The following is a 19693-nucleotide window of genomic DNA, read 5'->3' as shown; positions in this document are numbered from 1 at the left end:
TCACCATACTTGGTGAAGTAGGCCTCGGCGACATCGGCGAACAACCGCGCGAACCCGGCAGGCGCGCACTCGCCGGCATGCTCATAGTCGGCACCCAGCAAAGCCCCACCGACANCCTCGGCCGACGCGTGGGTCATCTTCTCCGCCCCGACCACCAGCACCCGGCGCGCCTGCCCGGACCGAATCGCCCGCACCCCGCACAGCAACGCCGCCGACCCGCTCGCACACGCGTTCTCCACCCGGGTCGCCGGGGTGAACAGCAGATNGTCATCGGCCTCCAGCACCAGCGAGGAAGGAAACGCCAACGGCTGCAACCCCGCGTTATAGGTACCGAGAACAATCTCGTCGATCTCCCGCGGGCGCAGACCCGCCGACGCGATCGCCTCCCGCGCGGCGGCAACGATCAGCGACTCCAGAGTCTCCTCGGGCAGACGGCCAAACGGGGTATGACCCCAGCCCACGATCTCCACGTCGTCCACGTCGGATCCCTTCAGTGCGTGCCCGCGGCCAGGGCGGTGAGCCTGGTCAGCACGATTTCCGGGGAGGCCTCGGTGGGGATCTCACCGAACCGGAACCCACGCTTGGCGGCGGCGTCGAGCAGCCGGGCGGCCTCGCTCGTGTCGCTCCACNCCTCCGCTGGCAGNCCCCCGCCGTAGCGCCGATCATCGGGCAGGACGCCGGCTGGCAGGTGCGGCAGGAGCAGCAGGTCACCGGGCAGCTTGGGGTCGAGCTGGTCGGGGTCGGTCANGCCGTTCAGTCGGACCGCGGTGATCCAGCCGTAGTGCCCGGCCGCGGCCAGCAGACTGGACCAGGCGTCGGTCTCGTCCTCATCCGGCCCGCCCGCCGTGTCACAGGTGATCTGCAGCCCCCGGACCGGCCGGTCCGCCACCGAGCGGATCACCTCCAGCAGGCCGGTCGCGACGTCGTCGAGCGCGTCGAAGTCGATCCCCGCACCGGACGCGAGCAGCCTGCGCGGTGACGGGCAGTCCAGCACCAGGTCGACACGATCGCCGAACTGGTGCAGCAGCGCGTCGAGAGTGTCGGCCAGCACGCGGCGCGGCGCCGGCAGCTCCAACGCCGCACAGACGGCAGCGGCCTCGCTATCGCCGACGAGGTGGCGGGAGAACGGACCTGAAACGTTGACACCGTACACATCGGACCGCAGTAACCGGTGTGCCTGTGCACTCGCCGCGACCAGCGTGGCCGGGTCGTCATACCAGCGCTCGGGGGCGCCGGCGAAGACCCTCCACACGTACCGGTCGCAGTCCAGCCAGGTCAGGGTGTCGCGCCTGGCGTGGATCCAGTCGTCCACAGCGTTCATCGTTCTCCCGCCGTCCTCATCAGTCCCGCAGCATCAGGCCCGCGCCGTCAGCCCTGCACCGTCAGTCCTGCAGCTCCGCCAGCTTGGCCTCCAGCTGCGCGATCCGCACGTCCTTCGGGTCGGGCATCATCACCGGCACGATCGCGTCCGCGGGGCAGGTGTCCTGCGGAGTGCCGCGGAACAGCACCCGCGGGTCGCCCCAGGAGCCGAAGAACGGCACGTCGGCCGGAGGCGTCTCGGTCTCCCNTTCCTTGACGANCNCCGCATNCGGCTTNCCCCGCCGCAGCCGAGCCGCCCGCTCGGCCTCCCGGGCCGCCGTGGTGCCCTCGGCGTCCAGCACGGCGGTGTCGGGGTTGAGCACCACGTGGTAGATGTCGCGGACGGTGTCCATGGACACCAGGCCGTCGCGGTAGTCGGAAGCCACCAGCTCGGGATCGCGTTCGAGCACGTCCCCGTAGCCACCGCCGGTGCCCTGGGTGAGCATGTACAGCTCGCCGCGCTCGGCGAGCTCGAACTGCATGCCCATGTGATGCGTCGAGTAGGTCGCGTCCGGGAACGGACGCTCGTTCATCAGTTCCTCGACGGTGTAGCGCAGCAGTTCGCGCTGGTTGTCCATCACCTTGAAGATGTCGACATTCTTGATCTTGCACAGCGGGTAGGTGCCGGGGCCGTAGCCGCCGAAGATGCCGTGCGAGCTGGGGAACTTCGAGCCGATGCTGCACGCCATGAAGCCCCACATGGCGCTGTCCTTGACGGTGGCGATCTGCTGGTAGCCCTGGCCGCCGCGGAACTTGCCGAAGCCCTGGTTGTCCCGCATTACCCTGTTCGGCACGATCTTGAGAATCGGGACTTCTTCCTCGATGAGTTCCTGCTCCCCGATGTCGGCCATGGGCGCGAAGATCGGGGCGACCGCGTGCTCGCCGTCCCGGTTGGACCGCGCGGCCCCGCCCATGCCGTTGAGGTCGGCGCACACGTTGCCCACCAGCTCGCCGTGCTGGGTGACACCACCGTAGATGAACGTGACGATCATGTTGAACCAGCCGGCGATGACGTCCGTAGAGCGTTCACCCGCGCTGTAGAGGAGCTTCGGCGTCGCCAGCTGGGCCGCGGTGAAGGAGGGGAAGAACGTCATCATGCTCTGCGCGTTCGGCGCCTCCGGCGAACAGTTCAGCGCCGACCGCGGGTCGGTGAGAACAGTCATCGGCTCGAACACCGCCTGGTTTCGCGGCAGGTCCGGCCACACGAAGGTCAGGAACTCCTGGGCCAGCATGCCCTTCATCGACGAGAGGATCGTGTTGTTGGCCCGGTTCAGGAATTCCGGCGACGAGCCCCGGAAATCCAGGATCAGCTCGTCGTCCTTCTTGGTCATCGCCAGTCTGATCTTGACCAGGCAGTTCTCCCGCAGCGTCCCGTCCGCGAAGACGTTCTGCCGCACGGTGCCCTCCGGCCACGACCTCAGCCGGCGGCGGACCTCGTCGGCGGTGTCGGTCAGGGTGCGCCGCAACGTGGCGACGACCGCGTCGACACCGTACTCGGCGATGGTGTCGTGGATCCGGTCCCTTGTCCGCATCGCCGCGTACAGCTTGGCCTTCATGCCCTCCAGCTGCAGCTTCGGCTCGCGCACCGAGTTCTGCAGGAAGGTCATGAGGTCACGGCGGAACGTGTAGTTCTCACCGACCTTGATCGGCGAAATCTTCAATCCCTCGTCGANCGGGGACTCCGCCGCCGAGGGCATACCGCCGGGTTCGGTGGCGCCGTTCTCCCCCTCGTGGCAGACCGCGCCGGCGAAGCAGATCAGCTGCCCCTCGTGGAAGACCGGGATGAGGATGCTCTGGTCGGTGTTGTGGACGTTGCCGTAGCGGGCGTCGTTGTGCATGAAGACATCGCCCTCACGGACCCCGACCGTCGGCTCATCCACCCAGTACTTGACAATGAACTTGACCGGGTGCTGCGTGAGCACCGAGAACAGCAGCACACCACCCATGCTGGACAGGGCGAGGTCACCCGAGGCCGTCCACACCCCGGAGATCAGGTCGCCCCACTTCGCGCCGGGCGCCGCGCCCATCTGCTCGACCATGTCGAAGGACTCGTTACACGCGGTCTGCAGCTTGTGCCGCACCAGGTTGATCTGCTCGGGATCGGTGAACCGCGCGAGCGCCTCCGTTTCGCGGGGCGACTCCGGGGCGAGATGGTGGCTTTGCATGATCTCGGGGTCGGGCCCGAGGAACAGGACGTTTTCTTCGAGGAACTTCTCGACGACTGACTTGCCGTCAGCGTGGTCGGGCTGGCTCATGAATCTACACCTTCTGCTAAGACGTGCCTGGCGGGCGAGGGCGAGCGGCTTCCCAGGCCCGACACAGGCCACGCGAAACGGACGAGGGGGTTGATGACGCCGACCCTGCTGATTCCCATCAGCCTGACGGCGTGTTCGGCTCAGTACAAGAACTTTCCATCAATACGCGCTAGCCGGCCAGCTACGACCATCGGATCGCAGCATGTTATCCGGAGATGNCCGGCTNGCNGNGCGGCAGNCCCTNCCCGCCGGTCTCGGCGGACATGACGGCGAGGTAGAGGTAGGCCGCTACCGCGGTGAAGCCGAACACCAGGTAGCCGCCGGCGTGGGTGAGGGCGGTGCTGGTGTTGATGGTGCCGAGCAGTAGCAGCAGCAGCGCGCCGTCCGCGAACCCGAGCAGCAGGGTGAAACTGCTGGGCAGGCGCNGGGTGGCCACGGTGACCAGGACGAGGGTGACCAGCCAGCTGATCAGCCACAGCTCGGTGGTTCTGGTGATCTGGGTGGCGGGGATGTTGTACCAGTTGTGGCCGAGGCCGAGGCCAAACGCGGCGTAGCTGCCGTAGAACCCGAAGAACACCGCGAACAGGCTGGCCAGGGGGTTCTGCCCGAGCGCCGCCGCCCAGATCGCGGCGACCAGGAGACCGACGGCGGCGGAGGTCAGGATGATCGGCAGTGCCGCGCCGGCCGCGGCGGGCGGAAGCCAGCCGGTGTCGACCAGCCCGAGGCCGAAAGCCCCGGCGATGNCGGTGGGGAGGCCGAACACGGCCGGGTTGCCGCGCAGCGGGCTGAGGGGCGGCGGAGCGGGTAACGAGACGGGTAAGGCCTCGCTCTCGTTCAGTAATGGCTGTTGGGGACTGGAAACGGTGGCGCTGCCGGTGCTGGTGGTCATCGGGATGAAACCTCCTGAACGGGCAGCCCGCCTACCGGGCGGCCTGCCGGGCATGCTGCGGGTACGGGCGGCGGAGGGCCGGGCGGGCCGCGGCGGAACCGCCGGGCAGCGCCCAGCCCTCCTGGTTTTACTGGTTATGCGAAACGGATGAGGGGTTTGATGACGCCGTCCTCCTTGGTTTCCATCATGCTGAAGGCACGTTCGATCTCGTCGAACCCGAACTCATGGGTCGTCATCGGCGTAGGATCCACCCGGCCGGAACGCATGAGGGTGAAGATTCGCTCGAGCCGATCGCTTCCGCCTGGGCAGAGCGACGTCAGGATCTTCTTGTCCGACATACCCAGGCCGAACGGTTCCAACGGGATCTGCAGCGGTGCCGGGTTCTCACCGTGATACCCGATATTCGATATCCGGCCACCGGGTTTGGTCACCCGGATGCAGTCCTCGAAGGTCTGCGGATGACCGAGCGCCTCGATCGCGCCGTCCACGCCGACGCCGCCGGTGAGATCGAGGATCTGGTTCACCACATCACCAGCGGCGGGGNCGACGACCACGTCCGCGCCGAATCGACGTGCCAGCTCCTGCCGTTCGGGCCGTCCTTCCACGGCGATGATCAGTCCGGCGCCGAGCAGCCGGCAGCCGATGGTGGCGGATAACCCTACCGGCCCCTGAGCGAAGATCGCGACGGACTCACCGAGCCGCAGCTGCGCGTTCTCCGCGCCACCGAACCCGGTGGAGAGCATGTCGGTCGCGTAGACGGCTTTCTCGTCGGGCAGGTCGGCCGGAATGCGAGCGAGGTTGGCGGCCGCATTGTTGACGAGAAAGTACTCCGCCATGTTGCCATCGCGCTGCGTGGTGAATTTGTACCCACCGAGCATTCCCTGGCACTGGGTACTGAAACCCCGCTGGCAGGGGCCGCAGTGAAAGCACGGCGTAAGCGCCCCGACCGCTACCCGCTCACCGGCCTCGAATCCAGTGACCGCGGCGCCCAGGTCGTGGACGACACCGACCGCCTCGTGCCCGAGAGCGCGGCCTTCGGGAACGGGAATGGCGCCCCGGACGGTGTGCACATCGGAGGTGCAGATAAGCGCCGATGTTGTCCGTACGATCGCGTCAGTTGGCCCTGGCTTCGGTATGGGCTTCTCGATGACGCCGGCCTTGCCGATGCCGAGAAACGCCAGTGCCTGCATGGTGGCTGGCATGGTTACCAACCTCGCTTCCCACGTCTCGCTCAGATGGTCCGAACGAGCACCGCGGAGCCGGTACGGCCGATGGTCAGCTGCCATCCGGGTTCGGCGAGGTAGGTCGTGCTCGGGGTTTCGATCAGGGCGGGGCCCTCGATGACGTGGCCTTCTTCGAGGTCGGCGAAGTCGTAGACGGCAGTCTTGACCGCGCCGTCGATGCCCGGGTAGTGGCATTCCCGCCACCGGGCGGGGTTCGACGCGGGGCGCGGCTCGGCCTGGGTGGGCTGCAGGTCGAACTTGTCGCGTTCGACGTAGCTGACCACGCGGATGACGTTGATGCGCACACCGGCCTCGGGCGCCTGGCTGCCTTCGCCGTACCGCTTGGCGTAGATGCTGCTGAACAGGTCCAGCAGCTCGATCACGTCGCGGTGTGAGGTGAGCCGCTCGAACGGCGACACCACCCCGATCTGGGCGAGCTGGTTGCCGTAGCGCATGTCCAGCTCCACCCGCGAGCGGATGTTGGCGGGGTCGGCGCCCTGGCGGAGGAGGTCGTCGCGGCCCTTCGCGGCAAGTTCCGTCACCGTGTCGTTGAAGACCTGGAAGTCGTCCAACATCCTGCGGGTGGTGGCGTCGTAGACCATCAGGTACAGCGAGTACTCATGAATGTGCAGCTGGTTCATATTGCCGGCGCCCAGCGCGGAGAACACCGAGCTGAACGGCGGGATCAGCACATTCTGGATGCCCAGCGTGTTGGCGTATCCGCAGGCGTGCAGCGGACCACCGCCGCCGTAGCTAAGCGCGACGAAGTTCTTCGGGTTATAGCCCTTGACCGCGACCTCCTTGAAGATCGCGTTGGCCATGTTGCTGTCCACCTTGCGCTTGATCGCCTTCGCCGCCTCGATCAGGCTCAGTCCGGTGGGCTTGCAGATGTGCTCCTCGATGGCCCGCTGCGCCCGGCGCAGGCTGAGCTTGATCGTGCCACCGGCGTAGTTGTCCGCGTCGAGGTAGCCCAGCACCAGGTTCGCGTCCGTGGTGGTCGGGAACCGCCCGCCCCGGCCGTAGCAGGCCGGGCCCGGGTCGGAACCGGCGCTTTCCGGGCCGACCTCGATGGCCTCCCACAGGCGGTCGTAGCGGGCGATGGAGCCACCGCCGGCGCCGAGGGNGTGCAGGTAGGTCATCGGGGNGGAGACGAGCCAGCGGTCGATGACCGGGTTGAAGTCGTAGAACTTCACCCCGTCGGAGGTGACCAGGCCGATGTCGAAGCTGGTGCCGCCCATGTCGGTGGCGATGATGTTGGGCTGGTGGTAGGTCTTCGACAGGTAGTTGGTGGCCTCCAGCCCGGCGACCGGCCCGGAGTGGATGGTCTGCAGCGAGGAGGTCGAGTTCAGCTGGGCCATGCCGCTGGTGTTGTGCACCAGCAGCATCGGCTTGGTGTAGCCGTTGCGGCGCAGCTCGATCTCCAGCGACGCCAGCCCGTGGTACATCTGGCTGTGCAGGTAGGCGTCGATGACCGCCGACATGGTCCGGGCGTACTCACCCTTGCGGCCGGTCACCCGGTGCGACAGCACGATCGGGATCGCCCCCAGCATGTGCGTGGGGTACTCGTCGAGGATGATCCGCTCGACTTCCTTCTCGTGGGCCGGGTTGATCACCGCGTTGACCAGCGCGACCACGAACGCCTGCGCGCCCTCGTCCACCAGCTTGCGCACCTGGCGGCGCACGTCGTCCTCGTCGATGGACAGCACCGCCGTGCCGCCGTAGTCGACGCGTTCCTGCACGCCGGCGATCCGGGTCACCGGCACCAGCGACACCGGCCGGTCCGCGGCGGGCAGGTCGGACTGCTGGGCCTCGGTCAGCCCGTCGCCGTAGCCACGGGCCCGCATCAACGGCACGGTCGATTCGAAACCGGCGGTGGTGAGGATGCCGACCGCCGGACCGCTGCGTTCGATGAGCGCGTTCGTCCCGAGGGTCGTGGCGTAACGCACCGCGTCGACGGTCGAGAGCACCGTCTGCACATCCAGGTCCGCCTGGGCACTGGCCTTTGCCAGGGCATCCATGAAGCCGGAGGCGAGGTTGTGGTGCGTGGTCAGCGACTTCGCCTCGATGTAGGTGTCGTCGTAAACAAGAAAGCAGTCGGTGAACGTGCCACCGATGTCAACACTTACCTGCCGCATGTCCCTAGCCCTCCACAGCGCTGAGGTGGCGACGCTTCAACGCGTCGATATCGAGTTCGAGGTCGTGCGTCAGCGGATGACCAGGCGGCAGGTACTCGTTCTCCACCTGCGTCCCGCAACCCGGGCAGTAGAACTCGACGATCCGGCACCAGGCCGGGTCGGGGGCGTAGGTGAACTCGTAGCTCTCGTCCAGGATCGGCCGGTGAATCTCCCGCGGGTCACGGTTGTGGACCAGCAGCCCGGTCTTGTAGTTCTCGCGGGCGTTCGCGATGTCATGCCCGCACACCCGGCAGGTCCATCGCTCGGTCGCCAGATTAATCGCGAGATACTCGGTGATGTTCACGGTGGACTGCTGCTCGCTCACTGCTGGGCCTCCAGGATCAGGTCAGAGTTGCTGCTCACCCGGAACCCCCACCCGGGCTCGATCAGACAGGTCAGATAGTCACCCGCGACCAGCGCCGGCCCCGCGGCTCCCTGCCCCGGCTCCAGATTCTCCGGACGGTAGACCGCAATCTCCTGCTCGTTACCGTCAGCGAAATGGATACGACGCGATCCGTCCGCGGCCGCCGGCTGCACCGTGCCGTGTTCGTCGGCCACCAGCTCGAAGGTCGGCAGCGGATACCAGGCCCGCACCACCAGCTGATCGGCCTGCCCGGGAGACGACCCGTCGGTCCACGTCTCGTCCCGCAACACGCCGTCGACGATGAATCGGCCGCGGGTCTCGACAGTGCATTCGTCGATGGACACGCCTTCACCGAACATGTCACGCCGCGCGCGGGTCAACAGATCGTCGCGGGCCGCCTTCACCTCGACGTCGACGCCCGGCATCGGCACGCTGTACTCGTGCGCCAACCCGCTGAAACCGATACCGAACGCGCTGAACACCGCCGACAGATGCGGCACGATCACCCGTGCGATCCCCGCCGCCCGCGCGATCCCCGAGGCAAGCACCGGACCGGCGCCACCGAAGGCCAGCAGCGTGGCCTCNCCCGGCTCACGNCCCGCCGCGGAGATCATCTCCTTGACCGCGGCCCCCGCCTGCTCCTCGAACACCCGCAACACCGCGAGCGCCGCGGCCTGCGCCGACAACGACAGGGGCTCCCCGACATGGGTCAGCAACGCCCGCTCCGCCCGGGCCGGGTCCAACTTCAGATCCCCACCCAGATAGTTGTCCGGGTCCAACACCCCGGCAAGCAGCAGGGCATCGGTCACCGTCGCATCGGTGCCACCACGGCCGAAAGACGCCGGGCCGGGCGCGGCACCCACACTGCGCGGACCGATCTGAATCTGACCGTTGACGACCTGGACCACCGAACTGCCACCCAGCCCGATACTGCTCAGGTCCGGAATCGGCAGCGAGGTCTGCGCCGAATCGACCCGGCCGTGCGCGTGCACCGTCAGGGCCTTGTCCACCACGACCGACACGTCGGNCGTGGTGCCACCCACGTCCACCCCGACCAGCACGTCCGCGCCGTAGAGCGAGGCGTAGGCGACGCTGCCCTCCAGCCCACCCCGCGGCCCGGAACCCCACGTCTTCAACGCCGTGGTCTTGGCCACCCGGGCCGAGTCCCCGTCATTCCGGAAGATCAGCAGCGGGCGAGGCAGCCCGTTCTCCCGGCACGCCTTCTCCGCGCCGTAGAGGAAGTGCTCCATCCCCGGGTGCAGGTAGGAGTTCAGCACCGCGGTCAGCACCCGCCGCGCGTCGTCGACGTCGTGCACAAGCTCATGCGACAGGGTGAACGGAACCGCGCCCAGCAGATGCCGCGGGTACCGCTCCAACAACAGATTCTTGATCGCCCGCTCCGCCGCCGCACTCCGCAGCGCGATCACGATCCGCGAGGTACTCGTCGCCAACAGTTCGTTGATTGCCGTCGTGAACTCCGCCAAGCCCACCGACCCGTCGGCGCCCACCGTGATCCCGACCGGAGAATGCGGCACCAGCGCCTGCCACAGCGAGGCGTCGACCAGGTTCGCAATGCCGTAGACGTCCTCCTCCGCACCGCTGTCGACCAGCAGGGCGACCGGTGCGCCCTTCCGCTCGACCACGGCGTTCGTACCCGACGTCGTCGAATAGCGCAGGTACTCCGTCTCGCGCAACAGACGAGCGGTGTCCTCCTCGCCATACAGCCGGTCGGACGCTGTCCGCAGCCCGTCGACGAAACACTGCGTTAAATCGTGCGGGGTCGTCGGCGTCTTCGCATGCACGATGCGCTCACCGTCCGTCACGCACACATCGGTGAACGTGCCACCGTTGTCGATATTGACCAGGATTCCCATCGGCCCTCCGCTGCATCGTTGCGTGAAGTGGGTCACAACTTTGCAGCCAGCGAAGGGTGGTTGCACCACTCCTAGGGGTGGCTGGGAGATAGAAATCGGGTGGTTAAACGCAATGCTGTTGGCCCAGAGCCACGCCCAACCTCGCCAGTAGTCCTATCTAGTAGTTTCACGAATACCATAGGTTACGTCCAAGGGCTATTCTCCTGGTTGATCGGTTCGCGCCCGAGGGCGGNACGCGAGGCCGGCCGGCCCCGCTCACCGGGATGGCCGTGCCGGCCGGGCCTCCCCACGCCCCGCGATTCAGGTGGTGTCGAAGCAGCCGTCGAACTCGAACACCGGGTTGATCACATAGGTGCCCGTGGTGGCCTTGATGGTTAGCGGACCGACAAGCTTAGATGGGCCGCCGGCCTGGTAACAGCCGTTGGAGCGGACCTGGAGCTCGAACTTGCCGTTCTGGGGCTTTCCGGCGCTGTCGGTCCAGCGGAGCTGGCAGATCCAGTCGCTGCCGGCGCCCCGGTCCGGTACCTGGGGGCCGCCTTTGTCGCAACTGGCCTTGGCGGCGACGGCGGCCGGGGTAAGGCCGGGGTGACCGAGCAGGGCCTGCTGGTGGGTGTAGAGGTTGGCGAAGACGGGACCGAGGGAGTTTTCGACGCGGGGCCGGGTGACGTCGGTGGCACAACCGGCCAGGGCGACGGCCAGGGCGGTCGCGGCGCTGACGGCGGACGTCGCCCGGGTCAGTCGGACGAGGGCAGGTCGTCGCATCGGGGTCAGCCTCCGGTGATGTCGCGCCGACGCAGCGCCGTGTAGGCGACCGCCAGGCAGATCGCGATGTAGCCGACGCTGACCAGCGCACCCTGACCCAGGGGCCCGTAGTACGGGTGCGCCGCCAGCAGGCCGTGCCAGGCGTCGAACGGGGTGACCAGCAGCAGGTGGCGGATCGCGTCGGCGCCGTTGAGGAACGAGTAGAGCTGCATGAGCAGCCCGAGGATGATCGGGCCGACGATCCCGGCGGGGCTGCTGCGGGTGAGCACCGACAGCATGATCCCGAGGGCGGTGAAGCCGAGTAGCGGCAGCAGCGCGGTCGCCCACGCGGCCAGCACCAGCCCGGCGGTCCGGCCGGGCGGCAGCAGGGTGCCCGAGAGGCTTTCCAGCGGCTGGTGACCGACGAGCAGGACGCCGGCGGCCAGGCAGCTGGCCGCCAGAACGGCGAGGACAAGGACCGCGAACGTCGCCGCGGCCAACGTCTTGGCCCAGAAGATCTGGGTGCGGCTGTGCGAGCGGGTCAGGATCGTCTTCCAGGTGCCGTGCTGGTCCTCGCTGGCGAAGATGTCCCCGGCCACCAGGCTGGTCAGCAGCGGGAACACCCATTGGGCGGCGAAGCCGAGGATGAGCAGCGGGGTCGCGAAGCCGCTGGCGTGCACCCACCGGCCGTACAGGGTGTCCTTCGGGACACGGTCCTGGCGGTCGAGCAGCACGACGAACACGCACGGGGCGAGCAGGCAGACGGCGAGCGTCGCGCGGGTGCGGGCCTGGGCGGCAAGCTTGGTGACCTCCCACCGGTAGGCGCTCGTCACCCGGCCGCGGCCGGCCGGACGTGCCCCGACCGTCGCCGGGGGCGTGGTGGTCGTCGCGGAGGCTGTGCTTGTCGTGGTCACCGGGTCGCTCCGAGGCGGGCGTGCTGCTGGGTTGGCAGGTCGGCGGCGGTCCGGTCGGGTTCGGTGAACATGAAGAANAGCGACTCCAGTGGCGCGATCTCCAGTCCGAGGGTCCGTACGGCCACACCGTCCCGGCCGAGAGCGATGATGTAGGCGTCCGCGGCCGCGGGCTGGGCGGTCAGCGCCAGCCCGCCGTCCGGGTGAGTCGACACGGCTACGCCGGGNTGGTCGGCGGCCAGCTCCAGCGCCCGGTCGTCGTCGCTGGTCGCCAGCCGGTGGGACGGGTCCGGCGCCTGGGCCCGCAGCTGGCCGATCGAGCCGTGGTAGACCACCCGGCCGGTGCGCATGATCGTGACGTTGTCGCAGATCTCCTCGACCTCGTTCATGTTGTGGCTGCTGAGCAGCACGGTCAGCCCACCCGCGGCGAGCCGTTTGACCAGGGCCCGCATGTCGCGGATACCGGCCGGGTCCAGGCCGTTGGCCGGCTCGTCCAGCACCAGCAGCCGCGGGTCGCGTAGCAGCGAGGCGGCCACCCCGAGCCGTTGACGCATCCCGAACGAGTAGCCGCCGACCTTGTCCCCGGCCCGGTCGGCAAGATCCACCAGGTCGAGGACCCTGTCGATCCGGCTGTCGGCGTCACCGCCGTCGAGTCCGGCCAGCAGCTCCAGGTTCCTCCGGCCGGACAGATATGGATAGAAACGGGGGCTCTCGATGAACCCCGCGACCCCGTCCAATGTCGCCGGGCCGGCCTGGGCCCAACTGCGACCGAACAGCCGCAACACCCCGGCGTCCGGGCGGATCAACCCGAACAGCATCCGCAGGAACGTCGTCTTCCCGGCACCGTTCGGGCCGAGGATGCCGTAGACCTCCCCGACGTCCACCCGCAGATCAACATGATCCACCGCAGTGAGACCGCCGAAGCGTTTCACCAGGCCGGTGGCCTCCACCGCCGGTACGCCAGCCGCCATACGTCCCTCCCTCAAGATATCTACTACTCGATGAATAGTAGACGCGCGGGTGCGCGGCAGGCGGCAAGGGCCGGGCCGGGTGGAGACCGATCCAGTGCCACCGAGAGGCCCGCTACGCGGATGGTCGGCAGCGGGCCAGGGCAGGCCTGTACCACTCGACCGTTCGTACTATCAACGCGATAGTAGTGAGTGGTCGCAAGCGACAGCCGCGAGCGACAGCCGCGAGCGACAGCCGCGAGGAGGGCAACGGATGGCGAAGCGGCGGGAGCCGGGAGCGCTCGAACGAGAGGTGCTCGCCGCGATCGCGGCGGCCGGCCGGCCGCTCACCCCGACCGAGACGCTCGCCGAACTCGGCGAGCCGCTGGCCTACACCACCGTGATGACCACGCTGGCCCGGCTGCACGACAAGGGCGCACTCACCCGGCAGCCCGCCGGCCGCTCCTACGCCTACACGCTGGCCGCCGAACCGGAAACCCTCGACGCCGCACTCACCGCCCGCCAGATGACCCGCCTGCTCGGCGCTGGCGCCAACCGGGCTGAAGCCCTGGCCCGCTTCGTCGCGGATCTGCGTCCCGAAGACGAACAACTCCTCGCCGACATCCTCGCCAGCCACCACCCGCGGTCAGAGACGGACGGCGGGCAGGGGCTATGACGGCCGTCGCGCTGATCCCGTTGGCCACGAACCTGCTGCTGGCCGTCAGCGGCGGCTGGCTCGGCCGGCGGTTGCCGCCCGCCGCCGCCACCCGGCTGCTGACCCTGGCCTGTCTGGTCACCGCGTTGGCCACCGGATTCGTCCTGGCCGTCGCCGCCTTCACCCTGCTCGCCCAGCTGCCCCTGCTCACCGCGGTCGGGCACTGGTCGGCCACCATGATCCGCGGCCACGACCCGCTACCCGCCGCGGCCGGGCTGGTGCCGGCCGCCGTCGTCGTCGGGCTGCTCGCCGCCGCCGCCCGGCGCGCCGCCGCCCTCGGCCAGGACCTCGCCGCCGCGGAACTCACCTGCCGGCGGCTCGGACCGTCGCCTACCGGCCTCGTCATCGTCGAGGACGACCACCCCGACGCCTACACGCTGCCCGGACTGACCGGCCGGATCGTGGTGTCCACCGCCATGCTGCGCGCGCTGCCCGCCGACGAACGCCGCGTGCTACTCGCCCATGAACGCTCCCACCTGCATCACCGCCACCACGCCTACACCCAGCTCGCCGACCTCGCCGCCGCCGCCAACCCGCTGCTGCGGACACCCGCCGCCGCCGTGCGCCTCGCCGTCGAACGCTGGGCCGACGAAGACGCCGCCGCTGTCACCGAAGATCGCGCTGTGGTCGCCCGGGCCTTGGCCCGCGCCGGCCTCGCCCGCACCGGCATGCCGACCACTCCGACCTCGGCACTCGGCGCCGTGCACACCGACCTCNCCCNCCGGGCGCGGGCGCTGCTGGACCCGCCTCCCAAACCACGCCCCGCCCTGGCCGTTGCCCTCGCCGCGCTCGTCCTGGCCACGGCCGCCGCCGCCGCCGACACCGCCCACACCACCGAGCACCGCTTTGAACACGCGCAGGCAGCCTATGCGCACCGATCCTGACCGGACGAAAAGCCGACGAGGTCACCCGTGCGTGTCGGGGTCGCGACCCGGCGCGTCGATGCCGGGCGCTCCCCACAGGGGAAACCAACGGGACAGGTCCGGTTCGATCGGGAGCTCACCCGCCAGCATCTCCCGTACCTCCAGCTCGGCCGGATTGTCCCGACGCTGGTCACCGGCCGGCACGAACGGGTACCAGGTGCCGCGTTTGTAGAGGTAGATCAGCCCCATCGGCCTGCTGCCGTCGGTGAACCCGACGACGGTGCACAGCAGTGCCGGGCCGAAGCCGGCGTCGCGCACCGTGGCATTCGCCGCGTGCAGGTCGGTGACCAGGCCAGCGAGGTCCTGCTCGCCGGTCCGTCGCAGCAGCCAGCTGTACCCGAAGCTGTCCGTGCGCCGCTCGTACCGGCCGCCGTCCATGCTCAGCAGCCGGTCGATCTCCTGCGCTACCCCGGTGAACGCGCCGCCTGACGCGGGTTTGACACAGACCGCTCCGACCCCGGTCGGTCGCCATGAGCTGGCGGCCTGCAGGATGACGGCGGCGGCTGGGAGCGTGAACAGCCGGTCGAGGTCCGGCGGGACGGGCCGGGTCCGGCCGAGAAGCACGTCGAGGATCCGCATGNTCCGGCCTGCTTTCTACCCGGGTCACCGAACTACCCGGGTCACCGAACTACCCGGGCNCACCGAACTACCCGGGCTCACCGAACTGGGCGGGCTCACCGAACTGGGCGGCCAGCCGGGCAAGCTGGGCCAGGCGGGCATCCAGCGGCGGATGGGTCGAGAACAACGAGGACAGGCTGACGCCGTTCGCCAGCGCGGGAGCGAAGAAGAAGGCGTTGAACGGTTCGGCGGCCCGCAGGTCGCGGGTCGGGATCCGGGAGATCTCGCCGGTGACCTTGGTGAGCGCGGCGGCGAGCGCGGCCGGCTGGCCGGTGAGGATCGCCCCGGACCGGTCGGCGGCGAGCTCCCGGTACCGCGACAGCGCCCTGGTCAGCAGGAACGACAGCGCGTAGACGGCGGCGGAGACGACCACAACGACGAGCACGACGAGGGCGCCGCTGTCCTCGTCATCGTCNCCGCCGTCACCGCCGTCACCGCCGTCGGACCGGCCGAAGCCGCCGGCCATCCCGGAGTAGAGACCGAATCGGGTGACCAGACCGGCGAGCACCCCGAGAAACGACGCGACGGTCATGACGGCCACGTCCCGGTGCGCGACGTGGGACAGCTCGTGGGACAGCACCCCCTCCAGCTCGTCGACCTCCAGCCTGCGCAGCAGCCCGGTCGTCACGCAGACGACGGCGCGTTTCGGGGTCCGGCNGGTGGCGAACGCGTTCGGCAGGTCGGTGTCCGCGACCGCCACCACGGGCTTCGGTAGGTCGGACAGCGCGCAGAGCCGATCCACGACGCCGTGCAGCCGCGGCTCCTGCGCCGGGCTGACGATGCGCCCACCGGTCGCGTACAGCGCGATGCGGTCCGAGAACCAGTACTGGGCGGCGAGCAGCCCGCCGGCGATCGCGACGACCAGGACCGGTGACACTCCGACGGCGATCAGGACGGCGATGAAGGCGACGTAGACCAACCCGAGCAGGAAGACGGTCAGCACCATCCGGGCCGACAGTCCCCGGTCCAGGGCGAACCGCCGCGGCACACGCGTCATCACCATCGTCACCTCACCATCGTCACCTCGTCGGTCGGGGCTCGGCCGCCAGAAATCAGGAGCCGGGAATCAGGCCTTCGTCGCCGAGCAGTCCGCGGACCTCCGCCAGCCCGGTGTCGGCGCGCGGCAGCACCAGCTCCGATGGCTCCAGCTGGTCCGCCGGCACCGCGCGGCCGCGGGTCCGGACCCGTTCGAGCAGCCTCGTCAAGGCTTCCTGGAATGCCGGCTCGTCACCGGCCTCGACGGCCGTCAGCAGCACGTCATCCAGCTCGTTGAGGGCCTCCAGGTCGGTTGCGGGCAGGTCGAACTGGCCCTCACCCAGAATGCGCACGATCACGGCCGCTCCTCCGGTCGAGCGGCGTCGGCCGGCGGGCGGCCGCCAATCGCCCGCGCGGGCATGGCGCTTTTGATCTCGGCCAGATCCTGATCGATGTCGGCGGTCGCGGACAGCCGGTCCAGCTCGGCCTGGATGTCGCCGCGCGGGCCACCGGCCGCCGTCTCCAAGGCGCCGGAGGCGAGTAGTTCGTCGATCGCGCCGGCCCTGGCCTGCATCTGCTCGGTCCTGTCCTCGGCCCGCTGGATTGCCAGGCCGACGTCGCCCATCTCCTCGGAGACCCCCGCCAGCGCCTCGCCGATCTTCGTCTGCGCCTCCGCCGCGGTGTACGTCGCCTTCACGGTCTCCTTCCTGGTCCGGAACGCCTCGAGCTGGGCCGCCAGCCGCCGCGCCGCCAGCGTCAACCGGTCCTCCTCCGCTCGCAGCGACGCATGCTGCTCCCGCAGATCCTCCAACTGCGCGGCCACCCCGGCCCGGCGACCGAGGGCCTCCCTGGCCAGGTCGTCGCGGCCCGCGGCGACCGCTTGGCGGGCCTGTCCGGACAGCCGCTCGGCGGCCGCCCGTAGCTGTTCGACCTGGAGCTCCAGCCGCTTCCGGCTGGTAGCGACGTCCGCGACCCCGCGGCGGACCTGCGCCAGCAGCTCGAGCTGCCGAGCGTAGGAATAGTCGAGAACCTCACGCGGATCCTCGGCGCGGTCCAACATCCTGCTGGCCTTGGCCCGGAACACCAACGCCAGCCGCCTGCTCAGGCTCATCGANGCCTTCCCTCCCCCGATCCCGTCGGTCCCTCTCCGATCTCGCCGGTCAGCCGACGGTCAGCCAGCCCTGGTGAGATCCGTCGGGCCGGGCCGTTCACGCAACACGTCCAGGCGGCGGTGGTACTCCGCCTCATCGATCTCACCGCGGGCGTAACGCTCGGCGAGGATCCGCTCGGCCGACCGCTCGCCGGGCCGTTCGGTACCGGGCCGTTCGGTACCGGGCCGTTCGGTACCGGGCCGTTCGGTACCGGGCCGTTCCACTCCGGGCGGTTCGGCCGACGTACCCGGCCCGCCGCCGCGGCCCGCGCGCAGGAGAGCAACCAGTACCCCGATCACCAGCCCCCAGAAGACGACCATGCTGCACGACATCAGCAGCCAGCCGCCCCAGCCCCAGGTGTGCCCATCCCAGATCATCATCGTGATCTCCTTCGATCTCGATACCCTCGGCGGTTCGATATCATTGGCGGCCTGCCGCTCCTCGACCTTCGTTCCGAGGGGCGATGGAACGAGGGCCGTTCGTCCCGGACCTGGCCGACGACCGGCCTGTGCTGGGGGAATGCCCCTGGCGCCGCCGTCCACACGACCGGCGATGGTCTGACCCGTCCCGGGCGAACTGGGCCGCGGGGCACAGGCCGCGGGCAGAGGCGTACCGCGAGCGCCCCGGGTCCGGCGGCCACGATGGCCACATCGAGGGCGGCGAGCGCCGGGCGGATGCGTTCCTCGTACGTCGTGGCCGGGTTGTGCAACGGCAGATCCGGTGCCACCACCCGATGTCCCCGCGCCCGCAGTTGCGCTCCGAGGGGCTCCCAGCACGTGGCGTCGTGCCAGGCTCCGTGCAGCAGACAGAACAGAGCTACGACCCGTGGCTATCCAGCCGGTGGCTCGCGCGCGGGTCCCACGGTCCGCCTCACAACCCACGGTCGCCGCCTTTCTCGCGGCGTGCCGCACGCTTCCGGCAAACTACCGGACACGATGAGTCTGACCACGATCATTCCCCTTCTCACGACGGACCGGCTCGTCCTGCGGCCCATCCACAACGACGACGTCGCCGGCTACACCGAGATCTGGTCCGATCCCGAGTTCACCCGCTACTTCCTACCGGCCGACCGACCCGGACGGCGTCTGGCATGCCCTGGCCGGCTGCATGGGCTGCTGGGTGCTGACCGGCGTAGGTCCGTGGTCGGTTGTCGAGAAGGCGAGCGGGCAGCTCGTCGGCCAGGCGGGGCTGTGGACCGAACCCGGCTGGCCGGGCATCGAGGCCGTCTGGTTCCTGCGCCGGGACCGCTGGGGGCGCGGCTATGCCACCGAGGCCGCCACCGCGGCACTGACCTGGGTGTTCGCCCAGCGCCCCGACCTCACCGAGGTCGTCTCGGTCATCGTCCCAGCCAACGCCGCGTCTGTCCGGGTCGCCGAACGCCTCGGCATGGCATACGTCCGCAGCGAGTTCCTCCACGACGAGGCCCATGCCGTCTACGCGGTCAGCCGGGCCGGCTGGGTCACCCCAACCACTCGACAGCAAGCTTACGGATAATCCGCGACGGACCTAGTCGTTAGGCTGCGGGCATGACCGCCATGGCACCCTCCCGCGCCGGACCAGACTTGTCGTTCCTGCTGGACCACGCCAGTCATGCCCTGCGGACCCGGATGGCGGCCGCGCTCGCCGAGATCGGTCTCACCGCACGCATGCACTGCGTGCTGGTGCATGCCCTGGAGGAGGAGCGCACCCAGATCCAGCTCGCCGAGATCGGCGACATGGACAAGACAACGATGGTGGTCACCGTGGACGCCTTGGAGAAGGCCGGCCTCGCCGAACGTCGGCCCTCCGCCAGGGACCGGCGGGCTCGGATCATCGCGGTCACCGAGGCGGGCGCGCGGATCGCCGCGCGGAGCCAGGAGATCGTCGATCGGGTCCATGAGGAGGCGTTGGCGGCGCTTCCCACCAAGGAGCGGGAGGTCTTCCTGCGGGCGATGAACCGCTTGATCGAGGGGCATCTGGCCGGACCAGCGAAGAGCCCTCAGCCGGTCCGGCGGGCCCGCCAGCGGGCTCAGTAGCCACGAGAGCCACGCCTTCCACCGCCGCCGCATCTTCCAGCTGATGATCGTTCAGGACGGCAGCGTCGTGACCGTGGCGACGCCGGCCATTCAGAGCGACCTGGGTTTCTCACGAGGGCAACTGNTCGGCAAACGGCAAGGACGGCGACGAGAACAAGGGCAGCCGGGTCCCCAAGTAAACGCTTCCAGCTAGAGTTTTCCCCGATTGGGACGTAGCCACCGCGGCCGTCCACGCGGGCGCTGTAGTCGACGCCGTGGCCGGGAACCGGCTGATTCACACCGACCTTCATGCCCACTAGTTCATGATCAGAGAGGACCGTGTCTGGGTGGTCGACTGGGGCTGGCCGGCGCAGGGTGCCGGCTGGGTAGACGCCGCGTTCATGGTGATCCGTCTCATTGGCGCCGGACATACCCCCCAGCAGGCCGAGCAGTGGGCGGCGGGGCTGGACTGCTGGGCTGGCGGCACCGACGAGGACCGGACCGCCTTCGCCTGCCACGTGGCGGGACTGTGGAGCATGCGAGCGGCGCAGTCGGACAGCCTTGCCGCTCAGAACCGAGC

General features: G+C 69.3%; 20 protein-coding genes. 5 read left to right on the top strand and 15 right to left on the bottom strand.

Going from position 1 to position 19693, the window contains the following annotated elements; all coding sequences use genetic code 11:
- The 10 genes from CED_RS19105 to CED_RS19055 all read right to left on the bottom strand — a co-directional run.
- The coding region (locus tag CED_RS19105; RefSeq protein WP_304413288.1) for a beta-ketoacyl synthase N-terminal-like domain-containing protein at window positions 1–479 on the bottom strand (479 nt) is incomplete at its 3' end.
- A gap of 903 nt (window positions 480–1382) precedes the next feature.
- Window positions 1383–3614, bottom strand: a complete 2232-nt coding sequence (locus tag CED_RS19095; RefSeq protein WP_035912945.1) for a hydantoinase B/oxoprolinase family protein — start codon at window positions 3612–3614, stop codon at window positions 1383–1385.
- A 205-nt stretch (window positions 3615–3819) separates the two neighbouring features.
- Window positions 3820–4503, bottom strand: a complete 684-nt coding sequence (locus CED_RS19090; RefSeq protein WP_035912943.1) for a GPR1/FUN34/YaaH family transporter — start codon at window positions 4501–4503, stop codon at window positions 3820–3822.
- 134 nt (window positions 4504–4637) lie between these two features.
- A complete protein-coding gene (locus tag CED_RS19085) occupies window positions 4638–5705 on the bottom strand; it encodes an NAD(P)-dependent alcohol dehydrogenase (protein WP_035912942.1) in 1068 nt (355 codons plus the stop codon).
- Between the two features lie 29 nt (window positions 5706–5734).
- The gene (locus tag CED_RS19080; RefSeq protein WP_035912940.1) at window positions 5735–7861 is read right to left on the bottom strand and encodes a hydantoinase/oxoprolinase family protein; all 2127 of its coding nucleotides are present in this window, start codon (window positions 7859–7861) and stop codon (window positions 5735–5737) included.
- Between the two features lie 4 nt (window positions 7862–7865).
- Window positions 7866–8204, bottom strand: coding sequence for an acetone carboxylase subunit gamma (locus CED_RS19075; RefSeq protein WP_035734323.1), 339 nt, complete (start codon window positions 8202–8204; stop codon window positions 7866–7868).
- A gap of 17 nt (window positions 8205–8221) precedes the next feature.
- Window positions 8222–10138: a hydantoinase/oxoprolinase family protein gene (locus tag CED_RS19070; protein ID WP_035912939.1), complete on the bottom strand. Its 1917-nt coding sequence runs from the start codon at window positions 10136–10138 to the stop codon at window positions 8222–8224.
- A 300-nt stretch (window positions 10139–10438) separates the two neighbouring features.
- Window positions 10439–10900 (bottom strand): hypothetical protein, encoded by a 462-nt coding sequence (locus CED_RS19065; protein WP_035912937.1) that lies wholly within the window; start codon window positions 10898–10900, stop codon window positions 10439–10441.
- A 5-nt stretch (window positions 10901–10905) separates the two neighbouring features.
- The gene (locus tag CED_RS19060; RefSeq protein WP_011436649.1) at window positions 10906–11793 is read right to left on the bottom strand and encodes an ABC transporter permease; all 888 of its coding nucleotides are present in this window, start codon (window positions 11791–11793) and stop codon (window positions 10906–10908) included.
- Complete coding sequence (locus tag CED_RS19055; protein WP_035912935.1) at window positions 11790–12761, bottom strand: ABC transporter ATP-binding protein; 972 nt, start codon at window positions 12759–12761, stop codon at window positions 11790–11792. The genes CED_RS19060 and CED_RS19055 overlap by 4 nt, the downstream gene beginning before the upstream one ends.
- A gap of 250 nt (window positions 12762–13011) precedes the next feature.
- Between CED_RS19055 and CED_RS19050 the strand changes: the two genes are divergently transcribed.
- A complete protein-coding gene (locus CED_RS19050; RefSeq protein WP_011436647.1) occupies window positions 13012–13413 on the top strand; it encodes a BlaI/MecI/CopY family transcriptional regulator in 402 nt (133 codons plus the stop codon).
- Window positions 13410–14336, top strand: coding sequence for a M56 family metallopeptidase (locus CED_RS19045; RefSeq protein ID WP_035912934.1), 927 nt, complete (start codon window positions 13410–13412; stop codon window positions 14334–14336). The genes CED_RS19050 and CED_RS19045 overlap by 4 nt, the downstream gene beginning before the upstream one ends.
- Window positions 14337–14357: 21 nt before the next feature.
- Here the strand turns inward: CED_RS19045 and CED_RS19040 are convergent, their stop codons facing one another.
- The 5 genes from CED_RS19040 to CED_RS19020 all read right to left on the bottom strand — a co-directional run bounded on the left by CED_RS19040 (window position 14358) and on the right by CED_RS19020 (window position 17499).
- Window positions 14358–14954, bottom strand: a complete 597-nt coding sequence (locus CED_RS19040) for a hypothetical protein (RefSeq protein ID WP_011436645.1) — start codon at window positions 14952–14954, stop codon at window positions 14358–14360.
- 67 nt (window positions 14955–15021) lie between these two features.
- Entirely contained in the window at window positions 15022–15990 is a 969-nt protein-coding gene (gene htpX, locus CED_RS19035) for a zinc metalloprotease HtpX (RefSeq protein ID WP_035912951.1), read from the bottom strand.
- Between the two features lie 55 nt (window positions 15991–16045).
- A complete protein-coding gene (locus CED_RS19030; RefSeq protein WP_011436643.1) occupies window positions 16046–16327 on the bottom strand; it encodes a hypothetical protein in 282 nt (93 codons plus the stop codon).
- Window positions 16324–17079 (bottom strand): PspA/IM30 family protein, encoded by a 756-nt coding sequence (locus tag CED_RS19025; RefSeq protein ID WP_011436642.1) that lies wholly within the window; start codon window positions 17077–17079, stop codon window positions 16324–16326. Before CED_RS19025 ends, CED_RS19030 begins: the two co-directional genes overlap by 4 nt.
- Before the next feature lie 60 nt (window positions 17080–17139).
- Window positions 17140–17499, bottom strand: coding sequence for an SHOCT domain-containing protein (locus CED_RS19020; RefSeq protein ID WP_051868928.1), 360 nt, complete (start codon window positions 17497–17499; stop codon window positions 17140–17142).
- Window positions 17500–18238: 739 nt separating this feature from the next.
- Between CED_RS19020 and CED_RS19015 the strand changes: the two genes are divergently transcribed.
- From CED_RS19015 to CED_RS19005, 3 genes are all read left to right on the top strand, one after another.
- Window positions 18239–18613 (top strand): GNAT family N-acetyltransferase, encoded by a 375-nt coding sequence (locus tag CED_RS19015; protein WP_235187160.1) that lies wholly within the window; start codon window positions 18239–18241, stop codon window positions 18611–18613.
- Window positions 18614–18645: 32 nt separating this feature from the next.
- Window positions 18646–19134: a MarR family winged helix-turn-helix transcriptional regulator gene (locus CED_RS19010; protein ID WP_011436639.1), complete on the top strand. Its 489-nt coding sequence runs from the start codon at window positions 18646–18648 to the stop codon at window positions 19132–19134.
- A 302-nt stretch (window positions 19135–19436) separates the two neighbouring features.
- On the top strand, window positions 19437–19693 hold a 257-nt coding region (locus CED_RS19005), incomplete at its 3' end, for a hypothetical protein (RefSeq protein WP_084680867.1).

This window comes from Frankia sp. CeD (genome assembly GCF_000732115.1).
Taxonomy (GTDB): Bacteria; Actinomycetota; Actinomycetes; order Frankiales; family Frankiaceae; genus Frankia; species Frankia casuarinae.
This window is presented reverse-complemented; position numbering and strand designations above follow the sequence as displayed.